Here is an 18,323-nt window from a genome sequence, read left to right as displayed (position 1 = left end):
ATGTCCGGACGTAATAAAACGATAGCTCTGCTTACTTTTTTGGTGATTGTCTGGGGGATCAACTGGCCCCTGTCCAAAATCGCCTTATCCTATGCTCCGCCGCTCCTGTTTGCCGGCATCCGGACGGTGATTGCCGGTATCATCCTGATCTTCGCTGCCCTGCCGAAATGGAAGCAGCTTCAGTTCAGGCGGCTGTGGCCGGTCTATCTGACATCGGCGATACTCAGTATCGTCTTTTATTACGGCTTCCAGACGATAGGCCTCCAGTATGTGCCTTCCGGTCTGTTCTCGGCCATTGTGTTTCTGCAGCCGGTGCTGCTGGGCATCTTTGCCTGGATCTGGCTAGGGGAGAGCATGTACGGGCTGAAAATATTCGGCCTGCTGCTCGGCTTTCTGGGGGTAGCCGCACTAAGCATCGGCGGGTTTAACGGAAGCATTTCTCCTGTCGGCGTTCTGCTTGCGCTGGCCAGCGCACTCAGCTGGGCATTTGCCACCATCTATACGAAACGGAATGCGGCCCGGGTAGATATGCTGTGGATGACGGCGATGCAGATCATGATCGGCGGAGTGATCCTGCTGTCAGCCGGTTCAGCCATAGAAAGCTGGTCAGCAATCACCTGGAACAGTGCTTTTATTGTTAACACACTGTTCATTGCGGTGTTCGTCATCGCGCTCGGCTGGATGGTGTACTTTAAGCTGATCAATGAAGGGGAGGCCGGTAAGGTCGGTTCGTTTACCTTCCTGATCCCGCTGATCTCCATCGGCTCAAGCGTAGTGCTGCTGCATGAGCAGATTACGCCCAATCTGATTGTGGGTATGCTCTTGATCGTGGGCAGCATTATTCTGGTGAATGTTAAGCTGGGGCGGACCGCCCGGATAAAATAAGAAGAGCCTGCCGGATGCTGCATGAGGTCCGGCAGGCTTTTTAACTGGGCTGAAAACTGTATGTAAGCAGTTTGCACTATCTTTGATTACCCGTCCGCAGATTCTGGGCTGTGAATACCGCATTCTCCAGCAAATCATCAATCTCTGTGGTATATTCGCCAATGCTCAAGCGGGTAGCGGAAATCCGGCGGGCACTAATTGTACTCCCTGCTGTAAGCACCGATTGCTGGCCGGCTTCTGCACCGGCGCTCTGTAAGGTGATAGCTCCACCCGCTTCGACTATGGATCCGCTGCATACCGATTGTTCCATGAGGAATTGAACATTCCCGGATGCCCGCAGCGTGCAGTTCCTGACGCCTTCTTTATGTATATAGAGGTCTCCGCCGGCTTGGAGCATGCAGCCTTCCGCTTCTGCAACATCAATCCGGGCATTCTCCTCCTGCAGGCCTTCAATCCGCTCACAAAACGCCTCAAGCAGCTTCAACAACGTCCCAATCACGGCATCCGTTATGAAGTCGGTGAACTGCCCCGGGTGCAGGAAGACCTCCAGCATATGTTTAATTTGCTCTGTATCCATAGGACAGGCTGACTCATTGTTTAAAAGCAGCTTCTGAAGCCCGGTGAGCAGACCCGGTATATGGCTGCATTTACTCTCCAGCAGCAGCATAACTACCAGTCCGTATTTCACTGCCTGCTGGCGTGACTGAAGATTCTGCTCCAGCAGCCTGGCTGCTTTTCTCAGTGCTGTTATTTCCTCAATCAGGTGAGCGGGTTGCAGGTGCAGCCGCCCTTGTCTCGCTCCGTAACAGCCGGAATATAATTGGCAGTCTGTTACCTTTCCCCGGATTACAATGCTGCCTGTGGCGGCAATCACAGCACCCTGGACATCGCCGTATATGTAGACATTGCCTAAAGCCTCAATGATGGATTGGTCCCTGACTCCTTCCGGTGCAACCACATCCCCTGCGAACATAAAGGCTCCGTCTGCTGTGTCCATGCCCCCTGGCATAATATAGGCAGACGGGAAATCAATACTCACCAGCGGTGTGCCGATGCCTGTGATCCGGGGTCTTCCTTCACGCAGTGCGATAATTTCTCCGTCTGGTAGCAGCGAGGTATCGGCGGCGTGCATCAGGCGGATATCTTCCGGCTGGGGTGACGGCAGAATGCCGCCATACACGTCAAAGCCGGGCAATCCTTCCCGCGGAGGCAATTTGCGGGCAAGCACTTCTCCCGGCTGGACAGACGCAATCCCCGGATAACCCAGATAATTCATAGGGTCGGGAGCTTCCGAACTGCTGAATTCTTCGGTCATATCCGGATGCAGCAAGAGCTCCAGCCGGCCGTTGGTACCGGGAACCGGGGTTTTGCCCACAGCAATGCAGACCGGAAGATAGGTCGGATTATTCAATTCGGCGTAAAGGGCAGGGATGTTGAGATTAGGGATGAAGGAGCTCTTCGGAAAGCCGGCCAGAATCTGATCTACAGTCAGCTTAGACAGCAGCAGATCATAGTCCGGCTCCGCCCGGACAGAGACTTCGGCGGAGGCGGGGCAATTCACAAGCTTCCAGGAGTACTTCTCCACACGGTAGAGGGTAAAGTAGGCTCTGAGCTTATCCTCGGAAATAGTAATCTGGTATTGCGGCTTCTCGCTGATCTCCCAGCTCAAATGATTGGCTGAAGTGACCCTGGTAGGTTCAGTTACCTTCCCGCCGTCTATCTTCAGGACGACAGGGTGAACAGCAGAAATCAGGGCAGCCTTGCCGCCTCGTAAAGGGGGGGTGATGAAAATCTGATCATTCTGTACAATGATTATTCCATCCTTATCTTCATTTCCGCCCATTCCGCTGACCGGATAGGACGGGGTAGAGGACTCCATGGGGAAAGTAGTGCTAAAGGCCGGCATTGTTTTATTGAACACATGCCGGGAATGGTCAAGGGTGCGCTGCGGCATAGGTATAACCTCGCTTTTCGTATTATCAAACCGGCAGCCTGGCAGCCATGAATGCACAGCGGCATTGTTAGGCCCATTGCTTTGCGTCCCGCCCTTTCAGGCAGTTTGCCTTTATACATGAAACATGATAAATACTCAGCATGAGGTCATTTGATGAAGTGTTCGACAATAAAATGATCATAACTGGTACTATAGTACTGAATTTCGACAAATTCTTTAAACAATCCTAATTTTATTCCTAGATGAGCAGGTTTTCAACTGTAATTTCACCTGAAATATATAAGATTTTGCATCAGCAAAAAAAAGGACACTCCCAAGCTTAAAGCTTGTGGGAGAGTCCATTATTTACAAGATGAATACCGCGCGCTGCTTCGGTTCTTGCCGGCAGAGGTGCGGCTGAAACTGCCGCATAATCGGCCTGTTCGATGACCTCCAGCACCCGGTTGAGGTGAGAGAAGACAGCACCGAGGTCGCGGATAGCCGTCAGCGGGCATATTCCCTGCAGCTCGGAGAACCAGGCCAGCTGCAGATCACGGGCATGCCGGAGCGACTCCTGCAGTGAGCGCTGGACTTCGGCGTCCGACAATGTCTTGGTCCCGTACAGGGCGATGCAGTCGGCAGTTGCGCCGGCAACCTCCACCATCCAGTCTGCGGCAGCATAATGCGCGGGCAGCAGAGAGAGCTCGTCGGCAATCTCTTTGACGTAGAAGTGAACCTTCTGCAGATGGGCCGTAGCCTGCGTCAACCCGCGCAGTCCGCTGCGGCAGGGGTAGTGCGATAAGGTGAATTGCATTTCATGGCGCAGCCGGACACTCTTCGCGAGCAGTTCCCCGGAGCGGGTCAGCGCCTTCTGGGCTTTTGCTGCGTCTCTGCCGCCAGTGGCCATCCCGCTCAGGGAATCCGCCAGCAGCAGGCTTCCTTCGAGTGCCAGGCTTTTCACCTTGACGAACCCTTTGGGCGGGACGATAATCATATTGATCAATAAGGCAATCAGTACGCCGATCAGGGTCTCGGCAACCCTCCACACAATATAGTGATCATGGTAGAAGGTAAGCGCGAGAACAGAGGTCACGCCAACCTGTGAGACAGCCTGAATATTAATCCGGCACGCGGTGGCAATACCGATACCCAGCAGCAGGATCAGCAGGATCGAGAGAATACCGATATCCAGGAAGCGGCCGACAATCAGGCTGACCGTTCCGCCGAGCACAATGCCCAGCAGGCGGTAGAGGCCTTTTTCAAGCGAGGCTTTAACTGTTCCTTGGGTGATCAGAATAGCTGCAAGCGGGGCAAAATATAAGTAATGGTCACCGTACAGACTATGAACTGCCACCCAGGAGAGCGATGCAGCCAGAGTGATCCGTATCATATAAAGGGATAATCCAAATTTCTCAAGGCGGTCTTGTAACCCCTCGTTCATTTCAGTCATCTTCTTTCATAAAAAGAGGAATTTTCAAAGTATTTTCAGACGGTTTCATTATAGCACCTCATACGCAGCGTAAAGGGGGCTATTTTTTACGAACTTGTTAAGATTCTGCAGGGCTATAAGCGTTGTTAGCTATCGCATATATGGGATACATCCTATATCATATATGATATGAAATGCTGTCGAAGCGGAGGGACAGAATTGTCGCCTAGGCAGTGCTGAGCCCGTCAAGGCCGATTGTGCGCTGTTAGATGAGGGTAAAAAGGTTTGTAATACATAAGGTAAGGGAGGTCGTTAGCTATCGCTACCCCGGAAGGCACTATTATTTCTTTTGACCAGGTTACTAAGCAATATGATGATGAGGAGGCCGTGTTAAAAGGTGTCAGCTTCGAAATCGAACGCGGTAAATTCTATACACTGCTGGGACCGTCCGGCTGCGGCAAGACGACCATTCTGCGTCTGATCGCCGGTTTTGCCGAACCGACTGAAGGCTCTATTTATCTAAACGGTAAAATGATCAACCACATTCCCGCCAATGAGCGTCAGGTAAACACGGTGTTTCAGGATTATGCCCTGTTTCCCCACCTGAACGTATTCGAGAATGTGGCTTTCGGACTGCGCATTAAGAAGCTTAAAAAGGATGTCATTACCCAAAAGGTGCAGGAAGCGCTCCGGTTCGTCAACCTTGTCGGCTACGAACAGCGTGCGATCAACGAAATGTCCGGCGGACAAAGACAGCGTGTAGCGATTGCCCGCGCAATCGTCAACGAGCCGCAGGTGCTGCTGCTGGACGAGCCGTTGTCCGCGCTAGACCTGAAGCTGCGTACGGAGATGCAGTATATCCTGCGGGAAATGCAGCAGCGGCTCGGCATCACGTTTATCTTCGTTACCCATGACCAGGAAGAAGCGCTGGCGATGTCAGACTGGATCTTTGTCATGAACAAAGGGAAAATCGAGCAGAGCGGTACGCCGAACGATATTTACGATGAGCCGATCAACCGTTTCGTCGCCGATTTCATTGGAGAGTCGAATATCGTACCCGGTGTTATGATTGAGGATTATCTGGTGGAATGGGGCGGCCAACGTTTTGAATGCGTGGATGCGGGGCTTAAGCCGAATGAATCGGTCGAAATCGTGATCCGTCCGGAGGATCTGGAAATAGCCGCGCTTGAGCAGGGCAAGCTGAAGGTGCGCGTCGATTCCCAGCTCTTCCGGGGAGTACACTACGAGATCAGCTGCTATGATGAATCCGGCCATGAATGGCTGGTGCACTCCACTCGCAAGGCTGAGGTGGGCAGCGAGATCGGGCTCTATTTTGATCCGGAAGCGATTCATGTGATGCGTTTTGGTGAAACGGAGGAAGAATTCGACAGACGTCTGGAAGCTTACGGCGAGGTGGAGAGCCATGAACAATAAGGGCCGGTCGTATTATCTTATCCCTTATTACTTATGGATTGCCCTGTTTGTTATCGCGCCGGTGCTGCTGGTCATTTACTATTCCCTGTTTGATCTGGACGGGCATCTGACGCTGGACAATTATGTGAATTTCTTTACGCCGGTATATATGAGAATGATGCTGAACTCCTTCTGGTATGCGTTCCTGATCACGCTGTTCTCGCTGCTTGTAGCGTATCCGGCCGCTTATCTGCTGACCCGCACGAAGCATAAGCAGCTGTGGCTGCTACTGATTATTCTGCCGACCTGGATCAATCTGCTGCTGAAGACGTACGCGTTTATCGGGATCTTCGGCACCTTCGGGCCGGTGAACAGTTTCTTCGACCTGCTGGGGCTCGGGGAGCAGCAAATTCTCTTTACAGGTTTCAGCTTTGTGTTTGTCTCAGTGTATATTTTTATTCCGTTCATGATTCTGCCGATCTTCAGCGCCCTTGAGGAGCTGAACCTGTCTCTCGTGGATGCCGCGCGCGATTTGGGCGCTTCCGGGTGGACGACGTTCCGGCGGGTTATTTTTCCGCTAACGGTCTCCGGAGTGCGTTCCGGGTGTATGGCTGTATTCATCCCGGCGCTGTCGCTGTTTATGATTACGCGTCTGATCGCCGGCAACCGGGTGATTACGCTGGGCACCGCGATTGAACAGCACTTCCTGGTTACGCAGGACTGGGGCATGGGCTCGACGGTTGCCGTCTTCCTGATCGCCATCATGGCGCTGTTCATGATCCTTACGGGCAGCTCGCGAAAAGGGGTGCGGCATGAAAAATAAAAACGGGATTGCTAACCTGTATCTGGTGCTGGTGTTTGTCGTGCTGTACGCGCCGATTTTCTATCTGATGTACTACTCGTTCAACAGCGGCGGTACGATGCATAAATTCGAGGGCTTCACGCTCGATTATTACCGGGAAGTTCTGCAGGATACGCGTCTGATCATTATCGTGATCAACACGCTGGTGATCGCGCTCCTGTCTTCGGCAATTGCCACGCTGCTGGCGGTCATTGGTGCACTTGCCATCCAGCGCAGCCGCAGCCGCCGGTCGAAGAACGCACTGCTCTCGCTGAACAATGTGCTGATCGTCAGTCCAGACGTTATTATCGGGGCTTCCTTTCTGATCCTGTTCACTATTGCCGGCATCAAGCTTGGCTTCACCTCCGTGCTGCTCTCCCATGTGGCGTTCAGCGTGCCGATTGCCGTGCTGATGATTCTGCCGCATCTGCAGGAGATGAGCCCGACGCTGACCGATGCCGCCCGCGACCTTGGGGCCAGCAGGCTTAATGTCCTGACTAAGGTGATTCTTCCGATTATCAAGCCCGGGATCTTCAGCGGTTTCTTCATGGCGCTGACCTATTCGCTGGATGATTTCGCAGTGACGTTCTTCGTGACCGGCAACGGCTATTCCACACTCTCGGTGGAGATTTATTCCCGGGCGCGGCAAGGGGTATCGCTGTCGATTAATGCGCTCTCGACACTGATCTTCCTCTTTACGATCCTGCTCGTTATCGGCTATTACTTCCTGAACCAGCGTAAGAGCCGGCCGGCCGGCGCAGTAGCGGAACCGGCTGCAGAAGCGGGGGTGCCTAGATGAAACAGCTGGTCAATGCATTTCTGGCGATTCTGCTCGTTGCTTTCGGTCTGATGTTCCTCGGCTCCAGGCTGAACTCGGCGGAAGGATATACGGGCGGTAATACGCTGACTATTTATAACTGGGGCGATTACATTGATCCTGATCTCCTGGAGCAGTTCGAGAAGGAGACCGGGATTACAGTTATCTACCAGACCTTTGATTCGAATGAAGCGATGCTGACCAAGGTGGAGCAGGGCGGAACGGTCTTTGATGTCGTGGTTCCTTCCGACTATGCCATCGCCAAGATGCGGGAGGAGAACCTGCTGCTGCCGCTGGATCACAGCAAGATTCCGAATCTGGCTAATATCGATTCGAGATTCATGGACCTGTCCTTCGATCCGGGTAACAAGTATTCGGTGCCTTATTTCTGGGGAACGGTAGGGATTATCTACAATCCTGAGATGACCGGGGACATTGATTTCAGCAGCTGGGATTCCCTCTGGGATAGCAGGCTGAACAATAATATCTTCCTGGTCGACGGAGCCCGCGAGGTCATGGGTATGGCGCTGAACAGCCTGCACTATTCGGTCAATGATACGAATGAAGAGCATCTGCAGGAGGCGCTGTCCAAGCTGAACAAGCTCTCGCCTAATGTGAAGGCGATTGTCGGTGACGAGATCAAGATGCTGCTGGCTAACGAAGAAGCAGCCGTCGGGATCGTCTGGTCCGGCGATGCTTCGGAAATTATGGACGAGAACGACAAGCTTGACTATGTAGTGCCGGAGGAAGGCTCGAACAAGTGGTTCGACAACATGGTCATCCCGCAGACGGCAGCCAACGTGGAGGGTGCACACAAGTTCATCGACTTCATGCTCCGGCCAGAGGTCGCAGCACAGAATGCCGAATACGTAGGGTACTCTACCCCTAACGTTCCGGCCCTTGCGCTGCTGCCCGAAGATATTTCCGGCGATGAACGTTTCTACCCGCCCGCCGCGATTACTGACCGGCTGGAGGTTTACGACAACCTCGGCAAGCGGATGCTCGCCCATTACAACGAGCTGTTCCTGAAGTTTAAGATGAATAAGAAGTAGGCAGGTTATATGCCGGACGGACAAGCGCCCAATCGCGGAGTTATCGCGGGTGGGCGCTTGTTTTTGGGATAGAAGCGGGGCTGGTGAGCCCTAAGACGGCTTGTATCTCATGTCAGGCTGATGAATATAGTGAAGATGTGTTTGCATGTGCGTTAATTTGTTGGTTTTTCGCGACGGTGATGTGTCTGGTGCTTCTGGTGTTTTCGGTGACTCTGGTGCTTACGGTGCTTACGGTGCTACTTCCGGTGACTTTGGTGTGTCTAGTGCTTACGGTGACTCTGGTGTGTCTAGTGCTTCTGGTTCAAAAATTTCCCGGCTCCGTATACTTAGCAGGAATTTCTCCAGTTAAATGACCATCAATCGAGCGTAGAAGTAGGCAAGTTGGAAAAAGTCCACTTAATCTAGCCATTATCAGGAGAATTGGGCTGAACGGGATAAACTAAATGGCTTTTTTCCAACTAATCATTCAAAAATCGCTTTATGGAGCCCAATAGATTGCTTTTTTCCACTTAGCTGCTTGCTGGCATGAGGATAAAATACAATTCTAAAATAGCCACAGCAAGTGTGGCGTTATTCCCGACAAGCTACTTAACTGAAATAATCCAGCACGCCATGCGCCAGTTCATAACGGACGACTCTTTCTTGATTGCCCCGGCAGGAGGGGAGCAGCCAGCCCTTATCAGACAGACTCCGCAGCGTGCGGACTGCTGTTTTGTAGTCAATGCCGAAGTGCTGCTTAACATCCTGGGGGCGGACAGTCCCGGTTAGCTGGATGGCCAGACGGATGACCTCTTGCTCCATAAGCTGCAGCCGTGATACAGGAGCCTCGGCAGCCTGATATCTGCCCATAATCAGTCGAAGTAAACTTATACAAAGCTCGGGGCGCTGTGCCGGTCCATATCGCGGACATGGGAGGCGTAGCCTTTAATTTCAATAAGCAGTCTGATGTGCCCGGAAGCCAGGCAAAGTCGGCAAAATAGGACCTCCCGCGCCAATCCGTCACCTCATATTCAGGGTGAAGTTTGGTGAAATCACCCCGCAGCGGCCACCAGACATTGCGCAAGAATAGTACCTCCGCATGCTGATGTCCTCTTTCCAGCCGCCCCCGCCGTTCTCCGGACGGCCTGCCTGCAAGATGTCCTGCAATAAATTGCTGATGTGCGTTTTCAAATGACATTATATTCACGCTTCCCGTCAAAAATAGAAAACGTCCCGGCTTCCCTCAAGGAGGGCAGCCGGGACGTTCTTCGTCTCGTTGCAATAAGTATAAGATAAACTTGCGCGGGTGAACAGACAAATCATCTAACCCGTCTAACCCTCTAACCCGTCTAACCCGTCTAACCCGTCTAACCCGTCTAACCCGTCTAACCCGTCTAACCCGTCTAACCCGTCTAACCCCTCTAAACTGTTCAGTCAGACAGTTACTTAATCCCGATCCTCATCCGGTAGCTGATCAGAACCGGCAGTGTCCGGCCGTTGAAGTAGGCTTCTACCGCAGCGGAGAACCTGGCTATATCGGCATCGAGAGCTGTAGAGCCGGTCTTCAGTACCGTTTGAATGCCGCCTTGGCTGAGCATAAGCCCTACGTACCGCTCGGCGTCGCAGGCTTCTGTATTATGGAATACGATTTCCCGCGTGAACGAGAAATGGCCGCTGGCCTGAATCCGGGCCAGGTGGCCCTCCTTATCCCATTTATGTGCCCGCTGGGATTCGGGCTGCAGCTCAGCCAGCAGATTGTCGGCGGCCGTAATCAGAAGGTTATACCTGGTTTCAATATCTGCCTGAAGCATCAGGGGCCAGTCGCAGTCGTATGCGGCGAAGACGCCGCCGGGCCGCAGGCAGCGGGCAATTTCCTGCAGGGTGCTCAGCGGCTCCATCCAGTGAAAGGACTGGGAGCAGGTAATGATATCAACGCTGCCCGAATCAAGCGGAAGCTGATTTGAATAGCCCTGGATGAAGGACAGTGACTGTGCCTCATCCTCAAGGTTAAGCTTCTCAACCGCTTTACTCAGCATGTCGGGGTTGGGTTCGATGCCAATTACTGAATCGGCGGCATTCTTCCATAGAAAGGTGGATAATCCCGTCCCGCAGCCGATATCGGCAACCACGGAAGGGCGTCCGCCCAAGTAATTGCTCAGCAGACTGGTAACCAGCGGAGGAGCCTCCGGGCGATAACGGTCGTATTCGTCCTGAAAACCCAAGAACCGGTCAATATTCTGCTTGCTGTTGCCTGCAGGAATCATGGAATCCTCTCCGATCATTGATTATTAAGCTTCAACGCACTGGCGGATAGAAATTCTACGGGTATCTTAACGCAGCAGCGCCGGATCAACGGCAGGCACAAGCCCTTCGGCGGCCGCGCGGTTCAGCAGCGCCGAAATGGCAGCGTAGCCGTCATCCCCGAGGTTCATCGAAAACTCATTCACGTATAGATCAATATGCGATTTGGCTACCTCAGGCGACAGCTCCTGGGCATGGCTCAACACGTACTCTCTGCTGTCAGAGGGATGATCCCAGGCGTATTGAAGGGAGCTGCGGATCCAGCCGGCAAGGGCTTCGTGGTCCAGGTCGCGGCGGGCGATGATCGCCCCGAGCGGGATCGGCAGGCCGGTGTCACTTTCCCACCAGCTGCCCAGATCGGTCAGCAGGTTCAGGCCATAGGAAGGATAAGTGAAGCGTGCTTCGTGAATGACCAGGCCGGCATCGATTTGACCGTCGCGTACGGCAGGCATAATCTCATCGAACGGCATGACCACAATCTCGGCGGGGCCGTCCGGCACCTGCTGAGCCGCCCATAGACGGAACAGCAAATACGCGGTAGAGCGCTCGCTCGGTACGGCAATCCGGCGGCCGGACAGCTCCTCCGGGCGCTTGATCGCGCCCGGGCCTTTCCGGGTCAGGACCAGCGGGCCGCAGCCCCGGCCAAGCGCGCCGCCGCAAGGCAAAAGCTTGTATCGTTCCAGCACCCAAGGGAGTGCGGCGTAGGAGATTTTAAGTACTTCCGGTCCGGCGCCGTCTGCGGCCAGTCCATTGGTAATGTCGATATCGGCAAAGGTCACATTCAGCTTGGGCGCGCCTTCTACCAGCCCGTGGGCCCAGGCATGAAAGACAAAGGTATCATTGGGACAAGGGGAAAAAGCAATATTGAGTTCAGTTGTCATTACAGCACCTCCAGTAGTATAGCGGCCGCTGCCGCTAGCGCATCGAGCGCTTCAGGGATCCTCCACGCGGCCCGGTCGCGCGGGCCGACCGGGTTCGAGACCGCGCGCAGCTCCAGCGCCGCGATCCCGAAGCGCTGGGCGGCCACGGCGACCCCGTGGCCTTCCATCGCCTCCGCGACGGCACCGGGATGCCGCGCGGCCAGGGCGGCGGCCGTCCCGGCGGTGCCGGTCGCCGTCGACACGGTCAGCACAGGGCCTGTGCTGACCATAAGTCCGGCCGCTGCCAGCGCGGCCGCAAGGGCCTCGGCCGTGCCGCTGGCAGCCGGCACGGACACGCTGCCGAAGCCAAGCTCGGCAGCGCTGCGGAAGCCCTCCGGCGTCTCGGCCCCCAGGTCGGCGGCGATCATCTCGCTGGCGACGGCCAGCGAGCCTACGGGCGCCCGCCCGGGGAAGCCGCCGCCGATCCCGGCGCTGATGACGCAGCCGTACGTGCCGGCTGCCAGAGCAGCGGCGGTACCCGCCGCAGCGGCTGCGGTGCCTGCGCCCGCAGCGATCACCTCGAACCTGCTGCTGCCTCCCAGGCCGCGCAGGACGGCTTCGCGCTCGGCCGTGACTGCCGTCACGATCAGCACGCGCGGCGCACGGGCTTCTTCCGCCGCAGCTATGCCCGCGGCAGCCTCCGGATTTGGATCAATCTTCGCTTCCATAATGAGCCTCCTTCTATATAAGTAACGATGTGATAAGTAGTTATAAATGTAATCGGCCATCACCCGATTCAGCTGTTGATCAGCCACCAGGCTGCACCATGTGAGATGACCGCAGATGCCAGATGGCATCTTTGCAATAACCGGCAATGATTGATAACTGTATTCTGTACAGTTATCATCTGCTTTTCAGAGCATGGTAGGAGATAGCTGCATTTCGTACAACTAAAAATCCCGGTTTGCCCTGAAAAACGCCGGCTCAGCCACTTTAATTGTATTGAATACATTTAAATTTCAGGAACGGGGGATTCTTACCGTATACTTCTTTGCGGTTGAATTCTCCAGCGCCGCAACAAAAAGGATACGCCGTTTTCAAAGTGAGGTCAAACCGCGCGGGATTATTTTTAGAACAACTGTTGACAATAGAGAATAGATGGCGTATATTTATCTTAACTTAAAGATAATTAACTTAAAGATAAGTGCTTCGGCAATCCGCAGAGAGGGCAGACAGCACAGATGACAGGAGGTGTATAGGATGAGCGACTACAATGAACTCATAAGCAAAACGACAGGCAGCTCGGATGAGGAGCAGGCGTCATCGCTTAAACTGTTTGTGGTTCTATCCAAGGCCTACAAAAGCCTGATGGATCATGCGGTTAAGGATATGAAGAGTCATGGGCTGGCATCGGCTGAATTCATGGTGCTGGAAGTGCTCTACCATAGAACAAGAATTCCGCTGCAGCAGATCGGGGAGAAAATTCTCGTCACCAGCGGCAGCATCACTTATAACATCGATAAGCTGGAGAAGCGGGGGCTGCTGAAGCGGGTGCCATGCGATGAGGACCGCCGCGTGACTTATGCCGAGATTACGGAAGCGGGACGCGAGCTGTTCGACGATATTTTTCCCCGCCACGTAGCTTCCATTCATGGTCTGATGGGCGGACTGAATCAGGAAGAGAAAGATCAGGCGATTGGGCTGCTGAAGAAGCTTGGCAAAGGCGTGTAGAACCGGTAGTGCCGGGATGGAAGTGTCCCTGACGGTTCAGCATATGCTTTTGCCAAGCCGCGAAGCGGTTTGCAGATTAAGGTAGTCAAAAAATTTTATTATATATCTTAAGGTTAAGATAATTAAATCAAAGAGAATGGAGAGTGTTTATTATGGTAAGTGTAGGATTATTGTTATTGAGACTTGTGATCGGGGTTGCTTTTATCGGACATGGCGCGCAGAAGCTGTTTGGCTGGTTTGGAGGTTACGGCCCGAAGGGAACCGGCGGCTGGATGGAATCTGTCGGAATTAAGCCGGGGGTAGCGATGGCGGTAATGGCGGGACTGATGGAGCTGGTTGGAGGCGTACTGTTTACAGCAGGTCTGCTGACACCGGTGGCAGCTGTGCTGATTGCGGCAACGATGCTGGGCGCGATTATCAAGGTTCATGCTCCCAACGGCTTCTGGTCAACAGCTAACGGGATAGAGTTCCCGCTGACAGTACTTGTAGTAGCAGTCGCAGTGGCGCTGACCGGTCCGGGTTCGATTTCGCTGGATGCCTTGTTCTTTAACTAAGTAGTTTTGCCGACGTACCACAAGGACGTTATTGCTCATAAAACCAAAACTTTTAAGGAGATGGATTAAGATGACTCTTCAAACTGCAGGAATTCACCATATTACCGCTTTTGTTAAGGACGCGCAGCGCAACGCCGATTTCTATGCCGGGATTCTCGGGCTGAGACTGGTAAAGAAGACAATTAACTTTGACGCTCCGGAGGTCTACCATCTCTATTTCGGGAATGAGCAGGGTGCGCCCGGTACGATCATCACCTTTTTCCCCTGGGCGACCGGCCGTAAAGGCAGAATCGGCGGCGGCCAGGTTGGGGTAACCACCTACGCTGTGCCGGCCGGATCGCTGGGATTCTGGGAGGAGCGGCTGGCTGCTTACCAGATTCCGGTGACCAAAGTGACCCGGATTTCGGAGTCCTACCTGTCTTTCGCCGATTATGACGGCCTGCGGATCGAGCTGGTGGAACGCGAAGGCGGTCCGCTTAGCACCTGGTCCTTCGGGGGAGTACCCGCCGAGCACGCGGTCAAAGGCTTTGGAGGCGCAGTCCTATACAGCACGGACCCTGACAAAACAGCGGATACACTGGCCCGTACTTTGGGCCTTGAGCAGATTGCCGAAGGCGACGGTTATATCCGTTACCGCTCTACAGGTGATCTTGGCAATATTATTGATCTGAAAGCAGCGCCGGTGCCTCAGGGCGGCGGAGGAACAGGTACGGTGCATCACATCGCCTGGCGTGCCAAGGATGATGCCGAGCAGCTCCAGTGGGGCCGGACCGTGCAGAGTCATGGCTATCAGCCGACGCCGGTGCAGGACCGCCAATACTTTAACGCCATCTACTTCCGCGAGGAAGGCGGCATCCTGTTCGAGATTGCTACCGATCCTCCAGGCTTTGCCCGTGATGAGGACCCGGATAAACTGGGCCAGAAGCTGATGCTGCCGGCCTGGTTTGAACCGAACCGTGCGGTAATCGAAGCGAAGCTGAGCCCGTTTGAAATCCGTGAAGTGGAGGTGAACCAGCTATGATTCATGTCTTTAAAAAAGGTACGGATGCCAACCTGCCGACCCTCGTATTATTCCATGGCACCGGCGGCAATGAACACGATCTGCTTCCGCTGGCGGAAATGCTGTCTCCCGGCTCCTCGGTGCTGGGCATCCGGGGAAATGTGCTGGAGAATGGCATGCCGCGTTACTTCCGCCGCCTTGCTGAAGGGGTATTCGATGAGGAGGATCTGATCTTCCGTACCCATGAGGTGAAGCAGTTCCTGGACAGTGCCGCTGCCCAGTACGGCTTCGACAGCAGTAATCTCGTGGCCGTCGGCTACTCCAACGGAGCCAACATTGCCGGCAGCCTGCTCTTCCATTACGGAAGCATCTTCCGCTCTGCGGTGCTGCTGCATCCGATGGTTCCGCTGCGGGGTCTGACCTTGCCTTCCCTTGCCGGCACCTTCGTATTCATCGGGGCCGGAACCAATGACCCGCTGATCAAGGCAGAGGAAACCCGGGAGCTGGAGCAGCTGCTGCAGGGAGCAGGAGCGGACGTTACCGCCCACTGGGGGAATCAAGGCCATCGCCTCAGTACAGCCGAGGTGGAGGCTGCCCGGAATTGGCTGGGTCAGCATATGAATTAAGTTCAAGTCTGAAAAAGAGTATCACCTGCAACCGCCTGTGGGGCCGCTGCTAAGAGTGCTGACAACCTCTTAAAAGCTCCTGCGGGCGGTTTTTTGGTGACAGAAGCAACTTAGGGAAAAAGCATTGAACATTCTGTCCCTGATCAGGTAGTATGAAGATTACTAAAAAAAGAGGCCTGAGGGTTGCTGCAGAAAGGTTGGCGTCATTGTATCATGATCAGAGAAAAAATGGATAACCGCGTGCTCTCGGCAGAGGGTCCGTCCCGGAAACAGAGGCTGCAGCTGGCACTCATTCTGGGGGCCGTTGCAACGATTGGCCCTTTGTCGATTGACATGTATCTGCCTGCCCTGCCTGAGCTCGGCAAGCATTTCGGAACCAGTGCTGCGCTGGTGCAGCTCAGTTTAACCTTCTTTCTGCTGGGACTGGCCTCCGGTCAGCTGGTGGCCGGACCGCTTAGCGATGTTCATGGCCGCCGCCGCCCGCTGCTGATCGGCATGCTGATTTATACCGTATCTTCATTACTGTGTGCATTCAGCCCTACCATCGGCCTTCTGGTCGTGCTGCGCTTTATCCAGGGCTTTGCCGGCTCTGTAGGAGTGGTTATCTCGCGGGCGGCGGTTCGTGACTTGTACAGCGGCTCAGAATTAACCAGGTTCTTCTCACTCCTGATGATTGTCAACGGGCTGGGGCCGATTTTTGCACCGATTATCGGGGGGCAGCTGCTGAGAGTAACCTCCTGGCAGGGGGTGTTCATTGTGCTCTTTTGCGCCGGGCTGCTTTTCTGCGCGATGATTCTGCTGCGGCTGCCGGAGACGCTCCCGAAGGAGCGGCGCGTGAGAAGCAGGCTTAGAGGGACACTGCTTACCTTCCGCGGGCTGCTCGGCAACGGACGGTTTATGGGCTATGCCCTTTCCCAGGGTTTTGTTACTGCGGCGATGTTTGCATATATTTCGGGTTCTTCATTTGTCCTGCAGAATATGTTCGGGGTCTCTCCGCAAATGTACAGTCTGATCTTTGCCGTTAATGGTTTCGGTATTATCCTCTCCGGACAGATAGCCGGCAGATTGTCCGGGAGACTGGGCGAGCGGAAGCTGCTTGCCAGCGGTCTTGCACTCTGCACGCTCGGCGGAGTACTGCTGCTGGCTGCGGTTCTGGCCGGAGGCGGCCTGCTGCCGATCCTGATCTGCCTGTTCGCTGTGGTCTCGAGTGTCGGATTGGTCAGCACGACCAGCTTCTCGCTGGCTATGCAGGACCAGGGTGAATCGGCAGGAAGCGCCTCGGCGCTGCTCGGACTATTGCCGCTGCTGCTGGGCGGCTGCGTGGCTCCGCTGGTCGGCCTTGGCGGCGACGAAACGGCAATTCCGATGGCGGTAGTCATCTCAGGGGCCGGTCTTTGTTCCATCCTGTCCTATCTGCTGCTCTGCAGGAAGGGGGATCAGCGATGAGCCGGAAAGATTTCATGGTCCTGCTGCTGCTGGCATTTGCCTGGGGAGCTTCATTTCTGTTTATGAGAATCGCCTCTCCGGAGCTAGGGCCGGTGTTTACCACGGAACTCCGCGTAACGCTGGCTGCAGCCGCTTTGCTGCTCTACGCCAGAATTACACGGAAGACGCTTGGGATGGGGCGGCACTGGAAGCAGTTTCTGCTGCTCGGGGCGCTGAACGCCGCGCTGCCTTTTACACTGATCTGCATGGCTGAACTGGAGCTGAACGCCTCACTGGCAGCCATTCTTAATGTGACTACCCCGATGTTCACAGCGCTTGCCGCCTGGGGAACCCTTGGCGAGAAGCCGGGAATATCGAAAACCATCGGCTTAATCACCGGACTTCTAGGGGTGGCTGTGCTGGTCGGATGGAGTCCGGTGCCGCTTGAGGGAAAGGTGCTGTTGTCCGTCTTCTTTTCCCTCGGCGCTGCGCTTTCTTACAGCTTCGGCGGGCTGTATGCCGCCCGTGTCGGCCGTGGTCTTGCACCACTCACGCTTGCCGCCGGCCAGCAGCTTGGGGCAGCCGTAGTACTGCTTCCGCTCGCGGTCATTTTTGCTCCCCGGCATATGCCGTCAGCGGCGGCGGTCTACTCTGTGCTCGGCTTATCCCTCATCTGTACCGCTGTCGCCTATTTACTATATTTTTACCTGATTCAGAGTGTGGGTGCGGTAAAAACCGTCAGTGTAACGTTCCTGGTTCCGGTATTCGGGCTGATGTGGGGGGTTATCTTCCTGAACGAGCCGGTCTATGCCAATACGATCGCCGGGCTTGTCATTATCCTGCTGAGCGTAATGCTGGTCAACCGCAAATCTAGGGCTAAAGGCAGCACAGGCGTTGATTCCGGCGCAGGGAAGCAGAGATAGCTACAAGTTCCGTCCTTCAGGCACTTTCAGCAAACTTTCAGCCCATTTTAACGTTAGGTTCGGGTATAAGGGTTATATTGGAGTGGTGAAAGGAGGGACAAGCATGAATATTTCATCCGCTACATCCGCCACTTCGACTTCCTATACCTCTTCCAGTGCAACTGATACCAGCTCATTGGAAAAACAAAAGGCGAAGCTGGAGGCCGACTTGGAGAAGGTCAAGTCCAGTAAGGACGACGAAAAGACCAAGGAAACCAAAACCAAGCAGCTTGAGCAGCAGATTAAGCAGATCGAGGCGCAGATTGCCGAGAAGTCCAAGAGCAGCAGTTCCTCTGCGGCAGCTCAGAGCGCACCTCCTGAAAAACCTGCTAACAGTAATTTGCTTACAGCAGCAAGTGCAGAGCAAATCGCTAACGCTACCACAGACAGTGAAGGCAGATTTGACATCCGGGTTTAAGTTCGAACCGCAGTAAGCAGCACCAAAAAGAGGACATCCTTTGCCGTGAGGGGGTCCTCTTTTTGGTGCTGCAGTGCATGAGCCTTCCGTCCCTGAA

At 54.5% G+C, this 18,323-nt stretch carries 18 protein-coding genes and 1 riboswitch; of the genes, 12 read left to right on the top strand and 6 right to left on the bottom strand.

Features of this window, described 5'->3' with window-relative positions:
• Positions 1-885, top strand: coding sequence for a DMT family transporter (locus tag QU597_RS27510; RefSeq protein WP_310830656.1), 885 nt, complete (start codon positions 1-3; stop codon positions 883-885).
• A 76-nt stretch (positions 886-961) separates the two neighbouring features.
• On the opposite strand, the gene QU597_RS27505 is transcribed toward QU597_RS27510, so the two are convergent.
• On the bottom strand, positions 962-2,839 hold the full coding sequence (locus QU597_RS27505) for a flagellar assembly protein A (protein WP_310830655.1): 1,878 nt from the start codon (positions 2,837-2,839) through the stop codon (positions 962-964).
• Between the two features lie 29 nt (positions 2,840-2,868).
• Positions 2,869-2,959: riboswitch (cyclic di-GMP riboswitch) on the bottom strand.
• Positions 2,960-3,158: 199 nt separating this feature from the next.
• Complete coding sequence (locus QU597_RS27500; RefSeq protein WP_310830654.1) at positions 3,159-4,259, bottom strand: FUSC family protein; 1,101 nt, start codon at positions 4,257-4,259, stop codon at positions 3,159-3,161.
• 306 nt (positions 4,260-4,565) lie between these two features.
• Here QU597_RS27500 and QU597_RS27495 point away from each other — a divergent pair, with 306 nt between their 5' ends.
• Genes QU597_RS27495 through QU597_RS27480 form a run of 4 tightly spaced genes read left to right on the top strand, consistent with a single transcriptional unit; the run spans position 4,566 to position 8,370 of the window.
• On the top strand, positions 4,566-5,681 hold the full coding sequence (locus QU597_RS27495; protein ID WP_310833427.1) for an ABC transporter ATP-binding protein: 1,116 nt from the start codon (positions 4,566-4,568) through the stop codon (positions 5,679-5,681).
• The gene (locus QU597_RS27490) at positions 5,671-6,483 is read left to right on the top strand and encodes an ABC transporter permease (protein WP_054942404.1); all 813 of its coding nucleotides are present in this window, start codon (positions 5,671-5,673) and stop codon (positions 6,481-6,483) included. Before QU597_RS27495 ends, QU597_RS27490 begins: the two co-directional genes overlap by 11 nt.
• Entirely contained in the window at positions 6,473-7,300 is an 828-nt protein-coding gene (locus QU597_RS27485) for an ABC transporter permease (protein ID WP_310830653.1), read from the top strand. The genes QU597_RS27490 and QU597_RS27485 overlap by 11 nt, the downstream gene beginning before the upstream one ends.
• A complete protein-coding gene (locus QU597_RS27480; protein WP_310830652.1) occupies positions 7,297-8,370 on the top strand; it encodes an ABC transporter substrate-binding protein in 1,074 nt (357 codons plus the stop codon). Before QU597_RS27485 ends, QU597_RS27480 begins: the two co-directional genes overlap by 4 nt.
• A 588-nt stretch (positions 8,371-8,958) precedes the next feature.
• Here the strand turns inward: QU597_RS27480 and QU597_RS27475 are convergent.
• The 4 genes from QU597_RS27475 to QU597_RS27460 all read right to left on the bottom strand — a co-directional run bounded on the left by QU597_RS27475 (position 8,959) and on the right by QU597_RS27460 (position 12,238).
• Positions 8,959-9,219 (bottom strand): type IV toxin-antitoxin system AbiEi family antitoxin domain-containing protein, encoded by a 261-nt coding sequence (locus tag QU597_RS27475; RefSeq protein WP_310830651.1) that lies wholly within the window; start codon positions 9,217-9,219, stop codon positions 8,959-8,961.
• A 572-nt stretch (positions 9,220-9,791) separates the two neighbouring features.
• The gene (locus QU597_RS27470; RefSeq protein ID WP_310830650.1) at positions 9,792-10,613 is read right to left on the bottom strand and encodes a class I SAM-dependent methyltransferase; all 822 of its coding nucleotides are present in this window, start codon (positions 10,611-10,613) and stop codon (positions 9,792-9,794) included.
• Positions 10,614-10,679: 66 nt separating this feature from the next.
• Positions 10,680-11,531, bottom strand: a complete 852-nt coding sequence (locus tag QU597_RS27465) for a 1,4-dihydroxy-6-naphtoate synthase (protein ID WP_310830649.1) — start codon at positions 11,529-11,531, stop codon at positions 10,680-10,682.
• Positions 11,531-12,238, bottom strand: a complete 708-nt coding sequence (locus tag QU597_RS27460; RefSeq protein WP_310830648.1) for a futalosine hydrolase — start codon at positions 12,236-12,238, stop codon at positions 11,531-11,533. The genes QU597_RS27465 and QU597_RS27460 overlap by 1 nt, the downstream gene beginning before the upstream one ends.
• A gap of 532 nt (positions 12,239-12,770) precedes the next feature.
• Between QU597_RS27460 and QU597_RS27455 the strand changes: the two genes are divergently transcribed.
• The 7 genes from QU597_RS27455 (at position 12,771) to QU597_RS27425 (ending at position 18,226) form a co-directional block, all read left to right on the top strand.
• Positions 12,771-13,241 (top strand): MarR family winged helix-turn-helix transcriptional regulator, encoded by a 471-nt coding sequence (locus QU597_RS27455; RefSeq protein WP_310830647.1) that lies wholly within the window; start codon positions 12,771-12,773, stop codon positions 13,239-13,241.
• Between the two features lie 152 nt (positions 13,242-13,393).
• On the top strand, positions 13,394-13,795 hold the full coding sequence (locus QU597_RS27450) for a DoxX family protein (protein WP_236335086.1): 402 nt from the start codon (positions 13,394-13,396) through the stop codon (positions 13,793-13,795).
• Positions 13,796-13,865: 70 nt separating this feature from the next.
• A complete protein-coding gene (locus QU597_RS27445) occupies positions 13,866-14,816 on the top strand; it encodes a ring-cleaving dioxygenase (protein ID WP_310830646.1) in 951 nt (316 codons plus the stop codon).
• Positions 14,813-15,421, top strand: coding sequence for an alpha/beta hydrolase (locus QU597_RS27440; protein WP_310830645.1), 609 nt, complete (start codon positions 14,813-14,815; stop codon positions 15,419-15,421). Before QU597_RS27445 ends, QU597_RS27440 begins: the two co-directional genes overlap by 4 nt.
• Positions 15,422-15,634: 213 nt before the next feature.
• Positions 15,635-16,867, top strand: coding sequence for a multidrug effflux MFS transporter (locus QU597_RS27435; RefSeq protein WP_310830644.1), 1,233 nt, complete (start codon positions 15,635-15,637; stop codon positions 16,865-16,867).
• Positions 16,864-17,769, top strand: a complete 906-nt coding sequence (locus tag QU597_RS27430; RefSeq protein WP_310830643.1) for a DMT family transporter — start codon at positions 16,864-16,866, stop codon at positions 17,767-17,769. The genes QU597_RS27435 and QU597_RS27430 overlap by 4 nt, the downstream gene beginning before the upstream one ends.
• Before the next feature lie 103 nt (positions 17,770-17,872).
• Complete coding sequence (locus tag QU597_RS27425; protein WP_310830642.1) at positions 17,873-18,226, top strand: FlxA-like family protein; 354 nt, start codon at positions 17,873-17,875, stop codon at positions 18,224-18,226.
• The last annotated feature ends 97 nt before the right edge of the window (positions 18,227-18,323 follow it).

The sequence above is a fragment of the Paenibacillus pedocola genome (assembly GCF_031599675.1).
Classification (GTDB): Bacteria; Bacillota; Bacilli; order Paenibacillales; family Paenibacillaceae; genus Paenibacillus_AQ; species Paenibacillus_AQ pedocola.
This window is presented reverse-complemented; position numbering and strand designations above follow the sequence as displayed.